Genomic DNA, 17,323 nt, shown 5'->3' with positions numbered 1-17,323 from the left:
CACCTACTGCCGATAGCTGACCAGGAAGTTGCCCAGGCGTTCGATGGCAGCAGCCAGGTCGCGCGCCCACGGCAGTGTCACGATCCGCAGGTGATCCGGTGTGGGCCAGTTGAATCCGGTGCCCTGTACGACGAGGATCTTCTCCTGCAGCAGCAGGTCCAGCACCAGTTGCTCGTCGTCTTGTATGTCGTAGACCTCGGGATCCAGCCGCGGGAAGGCGTACAGCGCCCCCTGAGGCTTCACGCAGGAGACCCCGGGGATCTCGTTGAGCTTGCCCCACGCCACGTCGCGCTGCTCGAGCAGCCGGCCGCCCGGAAGGACCAGGTCGTCGATGCTCTGGTGGCCGCCGAGCGCGACCTGAATCGCGTGCTGTGCGGGCACATTCGGGCACAAACGCATGTTGGCCAGCAGGCTGATGCCCTCGATGAAACTGCCCGCGTGCTCTTTCGGTCCGGTGATCACCAGCCACCCCGAGCGGTAACCGGCCACCCGGTAGGCCTTCGACAGCCCGTTGAAGGTCAGCGTGAGCACGTCGGGCGCCACGGACGCCATGGAGATGTGCTGCGCGTCGTCGTAGAGGATCTTGTCGTAGATCTCGTCGGACAGCAGCAGGAGCTGGTGTCTGCGCGCCAGGTCGGCGATCTGCTCGAGCGTCTCGCGGCTGTACACCGCACCGGTCGGGTTGTTGGGGTTGATCACGACGATCGCCTTGGTGCGGTCGGTGATGTTGGACTCCAGGTCGGCGACGTCGGGATTCCAGCCCTGCGTCTCGTCGCAGAGGTAGTGCACCGGGGTGCCGCCGGCCAGCGAGGTGCATGCCGTCCACAGCGGATAGTCCGGCGCCGGGATGAGTACCTGGTCGCCGTTGTCGAGCAGGGCCTGCAACGTCATCTGGATCAGCTCGGAGGCTCCGTTGCCGAGGAACACGTCATCGATGTCGAAACGCGGGAAGCCGTCGACGAGTTCGTAGCGGGTGAACACCGCGCGCCGGGCGCTGACGATGCCCTTGGAGTCCGAATATCCCTGCGCGTAGGGGAGCGCCTGGATCATGTCGCGCATGATTACGTCGGGCGCCTCGAAGCCGAACGGCGCGGGATTACCGATGTTGAGCTTGAGGATGCGGTGGCCTTCGGCCTCCAGGCGCGAGGCGTGCTCGTGTACGGGGCCGCGGATCTCGTACAGAACATCTTGCAGCTTGCTGGACTGCGTGAACTCGCGCTGACGCGCGTGCCCGCTGCCCGCCTGCCACGGCACCTGATGGGTCGTCATGTCGACAAGTGTCGCATCGTCGTCCACCGAAATATGAATCGAGAGTCCACCCAGGGTCGTTGATCGGCGCTGATCACGACCCTGGATGCAGTCTCGCTGAAATCGGTTACCTGCGGCCGGGGCGGCGAGCGCCCTTGGCGATGCCGAGGCCCTTCACGGGCGGCTCGTCACCGACCACGCGCGCCTCGCCGTCGCCGTTCGTCGCCGGGGCCGAAGGCTCGGGCTCGGGCTCCGGGGCGGGCTCGGGTTCAGGCGCGGCCTCTGCCGCCGGTTCCGCTGCGGGCGCGGGTGCCGAGGCCGGCGCTTTCTTGGCGCCGGGGCGACGCGCGCCCGGTGCGATACCCAGGCCTTTCACCTCCGGCTCGGGCTTGGCGTCCAGTCCCCGGTCCGAATCGACGGTGTCCGGGGCCTCGGTACCCGCCTCGGCCTTGTCCGGGTCGACGTTGGCCGGCTGGACGACGGTCGACGCGCCCTCGTTCGGGGAGGCCGGCGTCTTCTTGGCGCCGGGCCGGCGCGCTCCCGCGGCGATGCCCAACCCCTTGACCTCGGGCTCGGCCGTGGCCGGTGCTTCCGCAGGCGCGCTCTCGGCGGCCGGCGCCGCGGCGGCCTTCTTGGCGCCGGGCCGCTTGGCCCCGCCCGCGATTCCCAGCCCCTTGACCTCGGGCTCGGCCTTCGCCGGTGCCTCAGCAGGCGCGCTCTCGGCCGCCGGTGCCGCCGCGGCCTTCTTGGCGCCTGGCCGCTTGGCCCCGCCCGCGATACCCAGGCCCTTGGGCTCGACGGCCGCGGGCTTGTCCTCGGCGGCTGCCGCCGCCTTCTTGGCTCCTGGCCGCTTGGCTCCGCCGGCCAGCCCCAGGCCGGTGACCGGCTTGGACTCCGCCTCCGTGCTCGCGGTCGCCTCCGCAGACACCTTCGCCGCAGAGACCTCCTCGACCTCCTCGACGACCTCCGCGGGTGCCTCGGCCTCGACCCGTGCGGCGCGCTCCTCGGCTTCCTTGGCCGCCGTGCCCTTCTCGGGCAGCGTGACGCCGGTCTTGTCGAGCGAGCCCAACAGCAGCTGGGCCACGTCGAGAACCTCGGGCGCCTTCTCCAGGCTGCGGGTGGACGTGACGTCGTCGACGCCGTCGGTCATCATCACGCGGCAGAAGGGGCAGCCCGTCGCGATCGCCGACGCGCCGGTGTCCACGGCCTCCTCGGAGCGCTCGACGTTCACGCGCTTGCCGATGTGCTCTTCCATCCACATCCGGGCGCCACCGGCGCCGCAGCACAGGCCGCGGTCGGCGTGGCGCGGCATCTCGGTCAGCTTGGCCCCCGACGCGCCGATCAACTCACGCGGCGCCGAGTACTCCTTGTTGTGCCGGCCCAGGTAGCAGGGGTCGTGGTAGGTGATGTCCATTCCACCGTCGGCAGGTTTGACCGGTACCAGCTTCTTGTCCCGCACCAGCCGGTTCAGCAGCTGGGTGTGGTGCAGCACCGTGTAATTGCCGCCGACTTGCGGATACTCCCGGCCCAGCGTGTTGAAGCAGTGCGGGCACGTCACGACGACCTTGCGGTCCACGCGCTCGACGCCGGAGAACAGGTCGTTGAGCGTCTCCACGTTCTGCGCGGCGAGCTGCTGGAACAGGAATTCGTTGCCCGAGCGGCGCGCGGAGTCGCCGTTGCAGGTCTCGCCCTCACCGAGCACCAGGAACTTCACCCCGGCGGTGGCCAGCAGTTCGGCGACGGCCTTGGTGGTCTTCTTCGCGCGGTCCTCGAACGCGCCGGCGCAACCGACCCAGAACAGATACTCGTAGCCGGCGAACGACTCGACGTCCTTGCCGTAGACGGGGACGTCGAAGTCGACCTCGTCGATCCAGTTCGTGCGGTCCTTGGCGTTCTGGCCCCAGGGGTTGCCCTTGTTCTCCAGGTTCTTGTAGAGCACACCGAGCTCACCGGGGAACTCGGACTCCATCATCACCTGGTAGCGGCGCATGTCGACGATGTGGTCGATGTGCTCGATGTCGACCGGGCACTGCTCGACGCAGGCGCCGCACGTGGTGCAGGACCACAGCACGTCGGGGTCGATGACGCCGCCCTCTTCCAGTGTGCCGACCAGCGGCCGGGTCGCCTGCAGCGGTGAGTCGGCCGGGATGCGCTCGAAGCCCGACTCCGGCACGTGCTCGTGCGAGTGCTTCTCGCTGGCCTTCTCGCCGCGCAGCTCCTCGCCGAGACCTCCCTCGGGCGTGTTCTGCAGCGGGGATTCCTTGCCATCGAGGAAGTACGGCGCCTTGGCGAACATGTGGTCGCGCAAGTTCATGATCACGAGCTTCGGGGACAGCGGCTTGCCGGTGTTCCACGCCGGGCACTGCGACTGACAACGCCCGCACTCGGTGCAGGTGGTCATGTCGAGGTAGCCCTTCCAGGTGAAGTCCTCGATCTTGCCGCGGCCCAGCACGGCGTCCTCGGCGGGATCCTCGAAGTCGACGACCTCGCCCTTCGACTCGACCGGCAGCAGCGGGCCCAGCCCGTTGGGCATCCGCTTGAACGTGACGTTGATCGGCGCCAGGCCGATGTGCAGATGCTTGGAGTGCAGCACGATCAGCAGGAACACCAGCATGATCGCGATGTGGCCGAGCAGGGCGAGCGTCTCGATCCACTCGTTGGCGGGCACGCCAAGGGGCCGCAGGATCGCGCCCATCAGCTGCGAGAAGAAGGCTCCGTTGCCGTAGGGCAGGTTGCCGGTCACCACGGCGGCGCCGCGGACCAGCGCGTAGGTCCAGATGACGTTGAAGATCATGAACAGAATCAGCCAGGCGCCGCCGGTGTGGGAGCCGTAGAACCGGGAGTCGCGGCCGTGCTTCTTGGGCTCGCGCACGATGCGGATGATCGAGAACGTGATGATGCCGGCCAGCACCGCGACGGCGAAGAAGTCCTGCAGGAAGCCCAGCGCGTCCCAGCGGCCGACGATCGGGATGTGGAAGTCGTGCACGACGAGCAGGCCGAAGGCCTCGAGGTAGACCGTCGCCAGGACGAAAAAGCCCCACATCGTGAAGAAGTGCGCGATGCCGGGGACGGACCACCGCAGCAGCCGGGTCTGGCCGAACACCTCTTCGAACTGCGTGGTGATCCGCTTCTGCAGGTGGTCTTTGCGGTTGTTGGCCTCGCTCATGGGCTGGCCGGACCGGATCAGCTTCGTCAGCCACAGCACGCGCTTGGCGGCGAAAAGACCGACGACCACGATCATCAGCGCCCCGACGATCATTCTGATGAGCATCTGGGTTTCCACGCGCATCCTCCGGTTCTGGTTACCAGCGGGTAACTTAGACCATGTTACTGATAAGTAACTTTAGCTCGCTGCGAGCTCATAGTTACATCCTGCGCGGATACACCGCTACACAGGCTGTCCTAACCTGATGCCGCGGTCAGTGCGCTGGGGCGAGCATGACCCTGAGCATCGACAACATCTCCGAACGCGACTCGGCCCCGAGGCGGCGCCGGATCCGGGCGACATGATGCTCCACGGTCTTGGCGGAGATGAACAGCTGCGCCCCGATGTCCCGGTACGGAAGGCCTTGCAGCAGGAGCTCGGCGACCTCACGTTCACGGTCGGACAGCTGCGTTGCGGATCGCGCCGGGCCCGGCCGCTGCCCCGGGGCCGCCGGACGTTCCGCGGGCACGGGTTCCTCGGTCAGCTCGTGCGCCGCGACCGCCTGCTTGAGATCGCGGGCGAGTTGCAGCATCGCCTGTGAGACGCGGGGGTCGGCGGTCTGCAGGGCGGCCTGGCCCGCCAGCCGGGTGGCGTCCGAGGTGTGGCCGAACTGCGCGAGCGCGCGCGCCGCAGTGGCCACCTCGTCGACGTCGACGTGGCCCGCGAGCATGCGCAACCAGGTGCGCCCGGCCGTGGCCAGCGCTTTCGCGAACGGGCTGTGCGCGGCGGCCGCCCTCAGCGCCTGCCCGTGCGGCGCGACGTCGTCGGGGGAGTTGGCCAGAATGCCCGCGTGCACCCCGGCCCAGTGCAGCGGCACCGACCACAGCACCGGATCGCCGAGCCCGCTCAGCAATCCGAACGCCTCGTCGAGGGTGTGCGTCAACCGGTCGACCTGACGCATCCGCGCCGCCGCCACCCACAGCTCGCCGATCGGCAGCAGCGCGAACACCTCGGTCGAGCACTCGGCCAGCACCTCCATCGCCGAATACCAGTGCTGTTGCATGGCTCCGGTGTCGCCGCCGCGCCGGGCGACGGCCGTCTGCAGCGCCGCGGCCCACAGCGCGTCGCGCCGGTGCAGCTGCTGGCCGGCCACCGCGGCGACGGCCGCACCGGCTGCAGGCAGGTGACCATCCTGCATCAACGACCAGCCCAGCAGCAGCCGGTGCCGGTACGTGACGAAGATCGCATCGGCGGCGCCGGTGCGAGACCCTTCCCGGACGGCGCGTCCGATCACCGACCGCGCACGCACCGGGTCCCCGCCGTGCAGCGCGGCGAGCGTGACCAGGGCGGCCGGGGTGTCGGGAGCGACGACGGAGCGGTCCTGTTCGGCACCGATCGCCTGGCTCAACCTGGCGAGCGCCACCGGATACGGCTCGTCGAGCGTCATCAGCAGGCCTTCGGTGACGGCCCGGGCCGCCCGCGCCGTCGAGGTCGGCGGCCCCGCGTCGGTGGTCTGTCTGCTCGCCCGCGCCGCGGCCGCGTTGCCCGTCGCCAGGGTGGCGATGGTGGCGGCGGCACCGACGACGGCGTCGGGTGCCGGGCCCAGCCAGGCGAACAGGTCACCGGCCTGGGCGGCGCTGCCGTCATGCAAGGCGATGCTCGCCGCGATGCGAACCGCGGCGGCCCGCTGGACGGGGTCGGCCGCGGTGAGCATGCTGTCGGCGAGCCGAGCCGCCGTCGCACAATCTCCCGTCAAGGCGAGGGCGTCGGCCAGTTGGGCGCTGGGCGCCGAGCTGCCTGCGTCCGCGGCCGCCCGGTACAGCCGGGCGGCCCGCGCCGGGTGCGCCGTGCTGCGTCCGGCCAGCTCGGTCAGCGCGCCGGCCAACCGCTCGTCGCGCAGACCGTGCTCGGCCAGCCGCAACGCCAGGTCGGCGGTCAGTGTCGAGGAGTCGAGCTGCGCGGTCAGCAGCGACACCTCGAGCTCGTGGTGCCGCGACGTCCCGACGATCGAGGCGACGCCGTCGTGCACCTCGCGCAGGAACCCGGCAGGGTGCGACGGCTCGAGGAGGCCGCTGGCGCGGGCCTGGTCCACCGCGGTGAGCGCGGCCTCCGGTGTCATCCGCAGCCCGGCGGCGACGTCGTCGGGGCCGAGCCCTGAGGTGAGCGACGAGACCAGCAGTGTGTCGAGCAGCGGTTCGTCGAGGCGGCGGAGTCGTCCGATCAGCGCGACGCGGGCCGCCTGCCGCACGGCCTGCGCACCGTCGGGGGCCGCCGACAGCGTCGCGCGCAGCAGGAACGGCAGCCCGGCGGTCGCCGCGATGAGCAGCCGCACCAGATCGGGCGCCGGGGCCTCGCCGAAGGTCGCCGCGACGATCCTGCCGACCTCGACCGGCGGGATCGGGCCCAGCGTCACCGCCGGGTTCTCCCGTTGCAGCGCGACGACAAGACCACGCATCGCGCGGTGGTGGGCGAGCGGCTGGGTCGAGATCACGACCGTCGCCGCAGGATCGGCGACCAGGTCGGTGAGCTGCTCGAGCTGTGCGTCGTCGAGCAGCTCGGCATCGTCGACCACCACCGCGGCCCCGGCGGCGTCGTCCGGGCGCGGCGGCCGGGACAGCACCGGGCGATCAGCCGCGCGCAGCACCGTGCGCAACGCCGCCAGCACAGTGGACTTACCCGTCCCGATGCCGCCGGTGACCAGCAGCTTCACCGCGGCGCGGGGATCCCGGTCGACCGCGGCCACCGCATCCCGCGCGGCGGGCGGCAGATCCGTCGGCCGCTGCGGCGCCGGACTGGTCATCGCCGCCGTCAGGCGCCGTCGGCGGGGAGGATCACCGAGGTCGTCACGGGCGGCTCGACCGTGGTGGGCGGCGCCACCGTGGTTGTCGGCGGCGCCACCGTCGTGGTCGGCGGCGTCGTCGTCGGACGCGTCGTGGTGGTCCGCGTCGTCGTCGTGGTCGGCGCGGTGGTGGTGGTGGTCGTCGTCGTGGTGGTCGTCGTGGTCGTCGGCGCGGTCGTCGTGGTCGACGCCGACGTGCTCGTCGTCTCGGACGGGGGCGGCGGAGGCGGCTGGCTGACGGTCGTCGTCGCCACCCCGTCGGGCCCGATCGTCACCGTGGTGACGGGGGGCGGCAGCTCAGCCAGGGACGGCTCGGCCGACGGCGGCGTCGCCGTCTCGGTGACCGGCGTCTGATCGCCCTCGCTGCTGGTCAGCGTCACGGCGAGACCGCCGGCTGCCAGCAGCGCCGCGGCCGCGGCGATGCCGAACAGCACGGGCGGGCGCTTGTACCAGGGCAGCGGCAGGGGTTCGTCGTAGCGTTCGTCCTCGGGCGCGAACGCCACCGCAGGACGCGCCGGATCAGGCGACGAGACGTAGTCCGGACCGGTGTACGGCACCGGCTCAGCACCGATGTCGTCGTCCTGTGACCAGGCCAGCGCGCGGAAGGTCGCCGACGCCGCCCCGTCGTCGGCGGCCTGGCCGGCGGCCAGCCCCGCCGCCCCGGCTGCCCACGCCGCGGGTGCCATCTCGGTCGCCTCACCGGCCGCGGGCGCCAGTCCCGTCGCCGCCTGCGCGTCCAGACTCTGGTTGGCCACCAGCGCCGCCCCCGCGGCGACGTTGAGCGCCGGTTCCGGGGTGGTGATGACCGGCGCCCGAAGACGCTCCGAAAGGCGTTGCGTCACAATCGGAATCGCCGCTCCACCGCCGACGGTGGCCACCGCCGCGACATCGGCGACCGACACGTTGGCGCGCTGCAGCGTGTCGTCGATCGCCGCGAGCAACCCGCCGAGTGGATCGGAGAGCAGCTGCTCGAGTTCGGGGCGGGTGACGCGGATGTCCGAGCGGAAACCGGGCAGCTCGGCGGGGACCACGGCGGCGGTCTGTTCGGAGAGCCGCTCCTTGGCCTGACGGCATTCGTCGCGCAGCCTCGCCAGCGAGCCGACCGCCGCGGTACCCGCCGGATCGGGATCGTTGGCCTCGGCGATACCGGCGAGCACGTGGTCGAGCAGGGCCTGGTCGACGGCGTCTCCGGAGAAGTCCGCGTAGCGCACCGTCTGACCCACGAGGTCGAGGTTCGCGCCGGCGTCGGCGAGCGTGACGCTGGTGCCGCTGCCTCCCAGATCGACCAGCACGACCACCCCCTGATCCGGCAGACCGGGCGCGGCCTGCAGCGCCGCCAGTGCCGCCGACGCATCCGGGATGAGTGCGGCGGGCACGCCGCCGGGCGCCAGGATCGGGCGCGAACGCAGCGCGCCGCGCAGCGCCCCGATGGTCCCGGGCCCCCAGTGCGCGGGCACGGCGATCGCCACGGGTGAGCCGCCGTCCACCGACCGCGCCATCGCGGCCAGGGCCTCGGCGAGCACGACCTCACCGCGGTGCGCCGAACCGTCCGCGGCGACCAGCGGCACCGGGTCGCCCACCCGGTCGACGAACCCGCTGAGCACCAGACCCGGGGGCGTCGCGTCGGTGGGCACCCCGACCTCGGGAGCACGGTCGGGGTAGACGGTCAGGATCGAGCGCCGCGTCACCGGCTGGCGGCCGACACGTGCGGCCACCAGGTTCGTCATCCCGATCGACAACCCCAGTGGTTCGGTCATGGTGGTGGGTTTCCTCCCCGGCCAGCCCGGTCGAGCGGACCGCCCACCACCTTAACGGCCGCCGCGCCGCCCACGGCGCAGGCGCCCCTAGTGTGGTCGATCCCCTAACGGGCAATCCCCTAATGGCCCTGGCGCGGGGTTGGGTTCCGCACCGATCCGCGGACGGCGCTGCGCCGATAGCATCGAGGACATATCGAGGGGAAGGGTCACCGTGGCGAACTCACTACTGGACTTCGTGATGTCGCTGGTCCGCGATCCGGATGCGGCCGCACGCTACGCCGCCGACCCCGCTCAAGCCCTGGCCGACGCCCACCTGACCGACGTGACCAGCGTCGATGTGCAGAATCTGATCCCCGTCGTCGCCGAGTCGCTGTCGATGTCCGCCCCGGCCCACGGCCTGGACGCCTTCGGCGCCGAGCCGGTGTCCAATGTGTGGGCCAGTGGCGCCGCGACCGCCGCGTTCGACGCTTTCGACGACCATGTCCCACTCGCTTCGGTCATCGACACCGACAGTGCGGTGCCGACCATCGTCGATCATCTCGACGAACCGCCTGCGGCGCTGGCCGCGCCGGATCCGGCGCCGTCCCTGCAGGTCGACGACGTTGATTTCGACCAGCCCGCGATCACCGAAGCGTCCGTGGACGACCACTGGGCGCCCATGGCGGACGACGTTCACAGCCTCGATCACCCCGTCGACCACGGCCCCGGGTTCGACCTCTTCGACTGACGACGGGAGCTCTCCACCCGACCCGCGCGGACCTTGTCCGCGCGGGTCTTCTGCGTTCTGAGCTGCGGTGATACGTGGATTCCCCACGCTCCCCGAGCTATCCCCTAATCCCCTAACAGGTTCACCCCGGTATCCCTCATGGGGGTGATGCAGCGGTGGGTGCCGTCCCCGTTTCCGGGGCCCGGCGAACTCCATAACGTGGTCTGCAGATCGCCGGGAAGCGCCGGCGGGACCCACGCAACAGCTCCAGAAAGGCACTCCCATGACGACCTTGATCGACTTCATCCTCGACCTGTTCCGCAGCCCCGCGTCGGCCGCGTCGTTCGTCATCGACCCCGACGGCGCCCTGCGCGACGCCGGCCTGCCGAACGTCACCGCCGCGCAGCTGGCCTCGGTGGCCGCCACCGCGGCGCCCGCCGGCTACGCCCTCGGCGGCGGCGACCCGATCGTCGGCCTGCAGCGCGCGGTCGCCGACCACCACCAGCTGGCCTCGAACTTCGCCTCCCCGTTCTCCCCGCAGACCTCGTGGGCACCGACGTTCGCCCCCGAGACGAACACCGATCTGCTCAGCGGCAACCAGGTGCCCATCGCCAGCCCCGTGCAGGACGCCGGTGCGAACGCCCAGAACGGCGCGTTCAACCTGGGCTTCGGTGACATCACCTTGGGTGACAAGAGCACCAACACCGCCACCAACGGCGGCGTGGTGGTCGACGGCGACAACGGCGGCGACATCGTCAGCGGCGACGGCGCCGTGCTCGGCGACGGCAACACGATGAACAACGGCGACATCCTCGCCGGCTCGGGCTCCAACGTCGTCGTCGGCAAGGACAACGAGGTCGAGGACAACTCCAAGACCGCAGGCGGGGACCTCATCTCGGACAACGACGCCCCGGTGCTCAACGACGTCGACACCAGCGGCGGCCACGGCGGCGGCGCCGACGGGGGCGGCAGCCTGCTGGGCATCGGCTCGGGCAACGCGGCCGGCGGTGACGGCGGCAGCGGTGGCGGCATCATCATCACCGACAACGGCGTCAACACCGGGACCCAGGTCCACGGCGACTACGGCAGCGACAACACCGAGGACAACTCCGTCAACACCTCGGTGGAGACCTCGACCGAGACCTCCAGCCAATCGTCGATCGAGGACCACTCGTCGAGCTACGAGTCCAACATCGGGTCGGGCAACGAGACCGCGATCGGCTCCGGCAACGAAACCGACACGTCGCTGTTCTCGGGCAACGACACCGGTCTGGCGTCGCACACGGATCTGGCCTCCCACAACGATCTGGCGTCCCACAACACCACAGCGACCGATCTCGACGCGTTCTGATCCGAACCTGCTCACAGCCGCCGGCGGGGACCGCATCGGTCCCCGCCGGTGGCGCGCTTACCGTTGACCTTTCGAGAGTGCCGCCGAGTAGAGGGGCCGTGATGACCCAACCCAATCGCGTGCTGGTCGAGCTGATCGACCACACCAGCGCGATCGCCGACACCCAGCAGCGCGGCGACCTGGTGACCCGGCTCGCCAGGGCGAGGGCACGCGTCGACGACCCGCAGATCCGGGTGGTGATCGCCGGCCAGCTCAAGCAGGGCAAGAGCCAACTGCTCAATTCGCTGCTCAACATGCCGGTCGCGCGCGTCGGGGACGACGAGTCCACCGTGCTCGCCACCGTGGTGTCCTACGGCGAGCAGGCGTCGGCGAGGCTGGTGGTCGCCCGGCCCGACGGTGAGGAACCCGAGCTGATCGACATCCCCGTCGCCGACCTGCGCAACGATCTGCGCCGGGCGCCGCAGGCCCGCGGCCGAAAGGTGCTGCGCGTCGAGGTGACCGCGCCCAGCCCGTTGCTCAAGGGTGGGTTGGCGTTCATCGACACTCCGGGCGTCGGCGGTCACGGTCAGCCGCATCTGTCGGCCACGCTCGGCCTGCTGCCCGACGCCGACGCGATGCTGATGATCAGCGACACCAGCCAGGAATTCACCGAACCGGAGATGACGTTCATCCGGCAGGCCCTCGAGGTGTGCCCGGTCGCGGTCATCGTGGCCACCAAGACCGATCTGTATCCGCATTGGCGCCAGATCACCGACGCCAACGCCGCGCATCTGCGCCGCGCCGGCCTCGGGGTGCCGATGATCCCGGCGTCGTCGATCCTGCGCAGCCACGCCGTGCAGCTCAACGACAAAGAACTCAACGAGGAGTCGAACTTCCCGACGATCGTGAAATTCCTCTCCGAGGATGTGCTCGGCCGGCAGAAGGACCGGGTGCGCGACCAGGTGCTCGCCGACGTCCGGGCCGCCGCCGAACATCTGATGCTCGCCGTGCAGTCCGAGCTCTCGGCGCTGGGCGACCCGCACGCCCGCGACGCCCTGACCGCCGATCTCGAAGCCCGCAAGCAGGAGGCCCAGGACGCGCTGCAGCAGACCGCGCTGTGGCAGCAAGTGCTCAACGACGGCATCGCCGACCTCACCTCCGATGTGGATCACGATCTGCGGCAACGGTTTCGGACCATCACCTTCCACACCGAGCGGGTCATCGACGCCGGCGATCCGACACTGCACTGGGCCGAGATCGGCGCCGAACTCGAGGACGCGGTCGCCACGGCGGTCGGCGACAACTTCGTGTGGGCCTACCAGCGAGCCGAGGCGCTGGCCGCCGAGGTGGCCCGCACCTTCTCCGAGGCCGGGCTCGACGCGGTCCGCATGCCTGCCATCGACGCCCGCGACATGGGCGCGGACTTCGGCGAATTCAACTCGCTGGCCCAGCTCGAGGCCAAGCCGATCAAGACCGGCCACAAGATCGTGACCGGGATGCGCGGCTCCTACGGCGGCGTGCTGATGTTCGGCATGCTGACCTCCTTCGCCGGACTGGGGATGTTCAACCCGCTCTCGCTCGGCGCCGGGCTGGTGCTGGGGCGCAAGGCCTACAAGGAGGACATGGAGAACCGGATGCTGCGGGTGCGCAACGAGGCCAAGACCAACGTGCGCCGGTTCGTCGACGATGTCGCGTTCGTCGTCGGCAAGGAGTCCCGCGACCGTCTCAAGGGCATCCAGCGGCAGCTGCGAGACCACTACCGCGAGATCGCCAACCAGACCACCCGCTCGCTGAACGAGTCGCTGCAGGCCACACTCGCCGCGGCCAAGGTCGCCGAGACCGAGCGGGCCGGACGGGTCAAGGAGCTGGAACGCCAGCTCAACATCCTCAAGCAGGTCGTCGAGCACGCCGACAAGCTTGCCGGCGGGGGTCACTAAGCTCTAGGGCCTAGAAGTCGGGCTAATCGGGACGGGACGGCACTGAGCACCAGCGACCGCGTGCGGGCGATCCTCGGCGGCACCATCGCCGCCTACCGGGCCGACCCCACCTACCGGCAGCGCCCCGACGTGCAGCACGAGTTGGCCGGCATCGGCCACCGGCTCAACGAGCCGATGCGCATCGCGCTGGCCGGCACCCTGAAGGCCGGTAAGTCCACGCTGGTCAACGCCCTCGTCGGCGACACCATCGCGCCCACAGACGCCACCGAGGCCACCCGCATCGTCACGTGGTTCCGGCACGGCCCGACCCCCCGGGTGACCGCCAACCACCGCGACGGCCGGCGGTCGAACGTGCCGATCACCCGCGACCCCTCCGACCGGGGGTTGACGTTCGACCTGGCTCAGCTCGACCCGGACGACGTCATCGACCTCGACGTCGAGTGGCCGGCCGCCGAGCTGACCGACGCCACGATCATCGACACGCCCGGCACGTCGTCGCTGTCGCGCGACGTGTCGGCCCGCACGCTGCGGCTGCTGGTGCCCGGCGACGGGGTGCCGCGAGTCGACGCCGTGGTGTTCCTGCTGCGCACCCTCAACGCCGCCGACATCGCGCTGCTCAAGCAGATCGGCGAACTGGTCGGCGGCTCGGCAGGCGCGCTCGGGGTGATCGGTGTCGCGTCGCGGGCCGACGAGATCGGGGCGGGGCGCATCGACGCGATGATGTCGGCCAAGGACGTCGCCCAGCGGTTCACCGCCGAGATGGACCGCACCGGCATCTGCCAGGCCGTCGTGCCGGTGTCCGGGCTGCTGGCGCTGACCGCCCGCACGCTGCGGCAGAGCGAGTTCGTCGCGTTGGAGAAGCTGGCCGGTGTCGACTCTGCCGAGCTCGCAAAGGCGATGCTGTCGGTCGACCGGTTCGTCCGCGAGGACAGTTCCCTTCCCGTTGATGCCGCCACCCGCGCCGCCCTGCTGGACCGGTTCGGCATGTTCGGTATCCGGATCTCGATCGCGGCGCTGCGTGCCGGTGTGGGCGACTCGGTGGCCCTGGCCGACGAGTTGCTCGAACGCAGCGGCCTGGTCGCGCTGCGCGAGGTGATCGACCAGCAGTTCGCGCAGCGCTCCGACCTGCTCAAGGCGCACACCGCGCTACTGTCCCTGCGCGAGATCGTGGCTCGCCACCCGATCTACGCCACCCCGGCGATCCTCGCCGACATCGAGCCGCTGCTCGCCGACACCCACGCGTTCGAGGAGCTGCGGCTGCTCAGTGCGCTGCGCTCGCGGCCGACGTCGCTGAACCCGGAGGAGATGGCGTCGCTGCGCCGGTTGATCGGCGGCTCGGGGACCGACGCGGCGAGCCGGCTCGGGCTGGGGCCCGACACCGTCGACGACGGCCCGCGGGCCGCGTTCGCCGCCGCCCAGCGCTGGCGTCGGCGCGCCGAGCATCCGCTCAACGACCCGTTCACGACGCGCGCCTGCCGGGCGGCGATGCGCAGCGCCGAAGCGCTGGTCGCCGAGTACTCCTGACATTCGGGCGCGCGCGCCTAACGTTTCGGCGGCGCCGAACGACTAGAAGGTATGCGCAGTTCTCTGGGGATCTCGCTGGGCACGGCGAACCTCGTCGCGGTGGTCGACGGCCGGCCGACGGTGCGGCCCGCGGCGGTGACGGTACGGCCCGGCCTCACCGTGACCGGATTCGTCGACCGCGTCGGCGACCCGGTGCCGATGCTCGCCGGCGACGGCTCCCCGCACCGCGCGGACCGGCTGGCCGCCGCCGCGATCGAGGCGGCGACCCGGCTCGCCGCACCCCGGCGCCGGCCCGATGTGGCGGCCGTCGCGGTGCCGGCCCACTGGTCCGCCGCGGCCGTCGCGGCGATGCGCGCGCAGGCGCCGCACCTGCACGTGGTCTCCGACGCGACCGCCGCGCTGACGGCCGTGGCGGCGGGTGGTGGCCTGCCCTCTCGCGGCGTTGTCGCGCTCTGCGACCTCGGCGCCTCGGGCACGAACATAACGCTGGCCGACGCAGGCAACGATCTCGCCGTGATCGGGCAGACCGTCCGTTGCGACGACTTCTCCGGCGACCTCGTCGACCAGGCGCTGCTGCGGCACGTCGTCGACGGCCTCGACGCCGACCCGGCCGGGACGTCGGCGGTGGCGTCGCTGATCGACCTGCGTGCCGAGTGCCGTGCCGCCAAGGAACGGTTGTCCGACGCGACGGCAACCGCGCTCGCCGGTCCGCACACCACGATCCGGGTGACCAGGGCCGAGCTGCAATCGGTGATCGCCGGTCCGCTCGACCGGCTGGTGGTCGCGCTTCTCGACCTGTTGCACCGTCACCGCATCGCGACGGCGCACCTCGCGGGCGTCGTGACTGTGGGCGGTGGGGCCCGCATTCCCCTTGTCACGCAACGGCTTTCCGAAGCGTTGCGCTGCCCGGTGATCACCGCGCCGCACGCTCAGACCGCTGCGGCCATCGGCGCGGAACTGATCGCCGTGCGGGCCGCCGCTCACGAGGCACCCACCACGCTCGCGCCCGCGGCGGCGACCATGCTCGCCCCCGCCGCGACGCCGCTGGCATGGTCGGCCGAGGAAGTCGACGACGAGGCCGCGACCGAATTCGCGCTGCCCCGTAGTGATGTCGCGCGGCCGGAGGTGCGCTTCGAGCCCGAGTCCGTCGTCGACGAGCCTGCGCAGAGGCGGTGGGGGCGCTCGCCGGTGTGGCTCGCAGGCGCCGCATGCGTGGCCGCCGTCGCCATCGCAGGTGTTGTGCTGACCGCGGAGATCGCCCGCGGTGACGGCACCGTGGCGACCGGGGTGTCGGACATCAGCACGCCGGTCGCGACGCACGCCCTCGAACCGGCGGCCCAGCCCGCCGCGCCGCCGCCGGCCGACCCGGGGACCCAGACCGTGGTGGCCGCTCCACCCGCACCGCAACCGGCTGCCGCGCCTGCACCTGCAGCGCCGCCGGCGCAGCAGCAGGTGGTGGCCAAGCAGGCCGCTCCGCAGCCCGCGCCGGCCCCGGCCGCGCCCGCTCCGGTGCCCGCCGCGCCCGCCCCGCTGCCCGCACCGAAGTGGCCGCGGATCCCGTTGCCGCCGTTGACCTTTCCCGCTCCGACACCGGAACCCAGTCCGTCTCCGTCACCGAGCCCGTCGCCGACACCGCAGCCGTCGCCGTCACCGAGTCCGTCGCCGCAGCCGTCGCCGGAACCCAGTCCGACACCGGAACCGTCGCCAGAACCCAGCCCGTCGAGCACCCCTGAATCGGAGCCGTCCGCCACGGCCGCACCCGAACCGTCGGCTACGGGGGAACCGTCACCGGCACCGGAGTGCCTGCCGACGCCCGAGACCGCCTGCTGACGCTACGGCGCCGGAGGCGGCGGTGGCGTCTCGGTGACCGTTTGAGTCTGGGTCTCCGTTTGGGTGACGGTGCTCGTGCTGGTGCTCACCGTCGTGGTCGGCGTCGTGGTCGTGGTCGTCGTCGGTGACGTGGTCGTCGGCGTGGTGGTGGTCGTCGTGGGCTCGGTGGTGGTCGGCTCCGAGCTGGCGGTCGTCGTCTCGGCCGCCGTGGACGTCGGCGCGACCGCCGGCGCGGAGCTCGAGGTCAGTGGCGTCAGCGACGAGGTCGTCGGCTCCGACGGGGAGTCCCCGGTGATGGCGCGGGCCAGACCGTAGATGATCAGCGCGATCAGCACGGCGCCCAGCGCGCCGAACGCGACCAGCGCCGCCGGTTTGCGATACCACGGAACCGGATCCTCGGCCGGCGGCTGGTCGTAGCCGTAGTTGCTGAGCTGTGTCGGCTCGTCCTCGGAGTAGTAGTTCTCGTCGTCACCGGATCCGTATCGCGCCACGGCCCGATAGTAGGCGGGCGCTCGCCGCTACGGCGCCGGGTAGAGCGTGCGTGTCACGTTGGTCCTGGGCCGTTTGCGGGTCGTGGACGTGCCTGCGTCGTCCTCGCGGGTGCGCGGCGGGCGCGTGGACCGCGGCGGACCGGGCGTCTCCGAGCCGGACGTGTCCGACCCCGACGTGGTCGGCGTTGTGGACTCCGGGTTGATGTCGGTGGTCATCGGGGGGCTGGTGCTGGTGATCGTGCCCGTCGTGGTGAGCGTGGCCGATGTCTCCTCGGTGGCCGAAAAAGACGGGTCGACGAAGTTCAGCGGCGCCTGCTCGGGCTCGTTGAACTGACGCGACACCCACGACGCCGACGTGATCAGCACCGCGATCAGCACGAGCGCGGCGATGCTGACGCCCAGCAGCGTGGAGGTGCGGTTGTGCCACGGCACGGTCGGCGGCTCAGGACGCGCGTGCTCGTCTCGATCCGGCCTGGTCACGGCCACCGATAGTAACCGCGGCGCGGCGGGATCCGC

11 protein-coding genes are annotated in these 17,323 nt (G+C 71.2%); 5 read left to right on the top strand and 6 right to left on the bottom strand.

What is annotated here, in order from left to right:
- Positions 1-3: 3 nt before the first annotated feature.
- The 4 genes from G6N45_RS02340 to G6N45_RS02325 all read right to left on the bottom strand — a co-directional run bounded on the left by G6N45_RS02340 (position 4) and on the right by G6N45_RS02325 (position 8,989).
- Entirely contained in the window at positions 4-1,269 is a 1,266-nt protein-coding gene (locus G6N45_RS02340) for a pyridoxal phosphate-dependent aminotransferase (RefSeq protein ID WP_163720247.1), read from the bottom strand.
- Positions 1,270-1,375: 106 nt separating this feature from the next.
- Positions 1,376-4,531, bottom strand: a complete 3,156-nt coding sequence (locus G6N45_RS02335; protein ID WP_163727627.1) for a heterodisulfide reductase-related iron-sulfur binding cluster — start codon at positions 4,529-4,531, stop codon at positions 1,376-1,378.
- Positions 4,532-4,667: 136 nt separating this feature from the next.
- Entirely contained in the window at positions 4,668-7,193 is a 2,526-nt protein-coding gene (gene iniR, locus G6N45_RS02330) for an isoniazid response ATPase/transcriptional regulator IniR (protein ID WP_163720246.1), read from the bottom strand.
- An 8-nt stretch (positions 7,194-7,201) separates the two neighbouring features.
- Positions 7,202-8,989, bottom strand: coding sequence for an Hsp70 family protein (locus tag G6N45_RS02325; RefSeq protein ID WP_163720245.1), 1,788 nt, complete (start codon positions 8,987-8,989; stop codon positions 7,202-7,204).
- Between the two features lie 211 nt (positions 8,990-9,200).
- On the opposite strand from G6N45_RS02325, the gene G6N45_RS02320 reads away from it, so the two are divergent.
- The 5 genes from G6N45_RS02320 (at position 9,201) to G6N45_RS02300 (ending at position 16,316) form a co-directional block, all read left to right on the top strand.
- Positions 9,201-9,716 carry an Rv0340 family IniB-related protein gene (locus tag G6N45_RS02320; protein WP_163720244.1) on the top strand — a complete coding sequence of 172 codons (516 nt, stop codon included), beginning with the start codon at positions 9,201-9,203 and terminating at the stop codon, positions 9,714-9,716.
- Between the two features lie 262 nt (positions 9,717-9,978).
- Positions 9,979-11,046 (top strand): IniB N-terminal domain-containing protein, encoded by a 1,068-nt coding sequence (locus G6N45_RS02315; protein WP_163720243.1) that lies wholly within the window; start codon positions 9,979-9,981, stop codon positions 11,044-11,046.
- A 101-nt stretch (positions 11,047-11,147) separates the two neighbouring features.
- The gene (gene iniA, locus G6N45_RS02310; RefSeq protein ID WP_163720242.1) at positions 11,148-12,962 is read left to right on the top strand and encodes an isoniazid-induced dynamin-like GTPase IniA; all 1,815 of its coding nucleotides are present in this window, start codon (positions 11,148-11,150) and stop codon (positions 12,960-12,962) included.
- Positions 12,963-13,004: 42 nt separating this feature from the next.
- The gene (locus G6N45_RS02305) at positions 13,005-14,486 is read left to right on the top strand and encodes a dynamin family protein (RefSeq protein ID WP_163727624.1); all 1,482 of its coding nucleotides are present in this window, start codon (positions 13,005-13,007) and stop codon (positions 14,484-14,486) included.
- A 51-nt stretch (positions 14,487-14,537) separates the two neighbouring features.
- On the top strand, positions 14,538-16,316 hold the full coding sequence (locus tag G6N45_RS02300) for an Hsp70 family protein (protein WP_163720241.1): 1,779 nt from the start codon (positions 14,538-14,540) through the stop codon (positions 16,314-16,316).
- A 2-nt stretch (positions 16,317-16,318) separates the two neighbouring features.
- Here G6N45_RS02300 and G6N45_RS02295 read toward each other — a convergent pair whose 3' ends face one another.
- Positions 16,319-16,807: a hypothetical protein gene (locus G6N45_RS02295; protein WP_057150270.1), complete on the bottom strand. Its 489-nt coding sequence runs from the start codon at positions 16,805-16,807 to the stop codon at positions 16,319-16,321.
- 27 nt (positions 16,808-16,834) lie between these two features.
- Positions 16,835-17,287: a hypothetical protein gene (locus G6N45_RS02290; RefSeq protein WP_308207132.1), complete on the bottom strand. Its 453-nt coding sequence runs from the start codon at positions 17,285-17,287 to the stop codon at positions 16,835-16,837.
- Positions 17,288-17,323: the final 36 nt, after the last annotated feature.

This window comes from Mycolicibacterium psychrotolerans, from assembly GCF_010729305.1.
Classification (GTDB): domain Bacteria; phylum Actinomycetota; class Actinomycetes; order Mycobacteriales; family Mycobacteriaceae; genus Mycobacterium; species Mycobacterium psychrotolerans.
The sequence above is the reverse complement of the archived record's forward strand: the minus strand, read 5'-3'. Positions and strand labels throughout refer to the sequence as shown.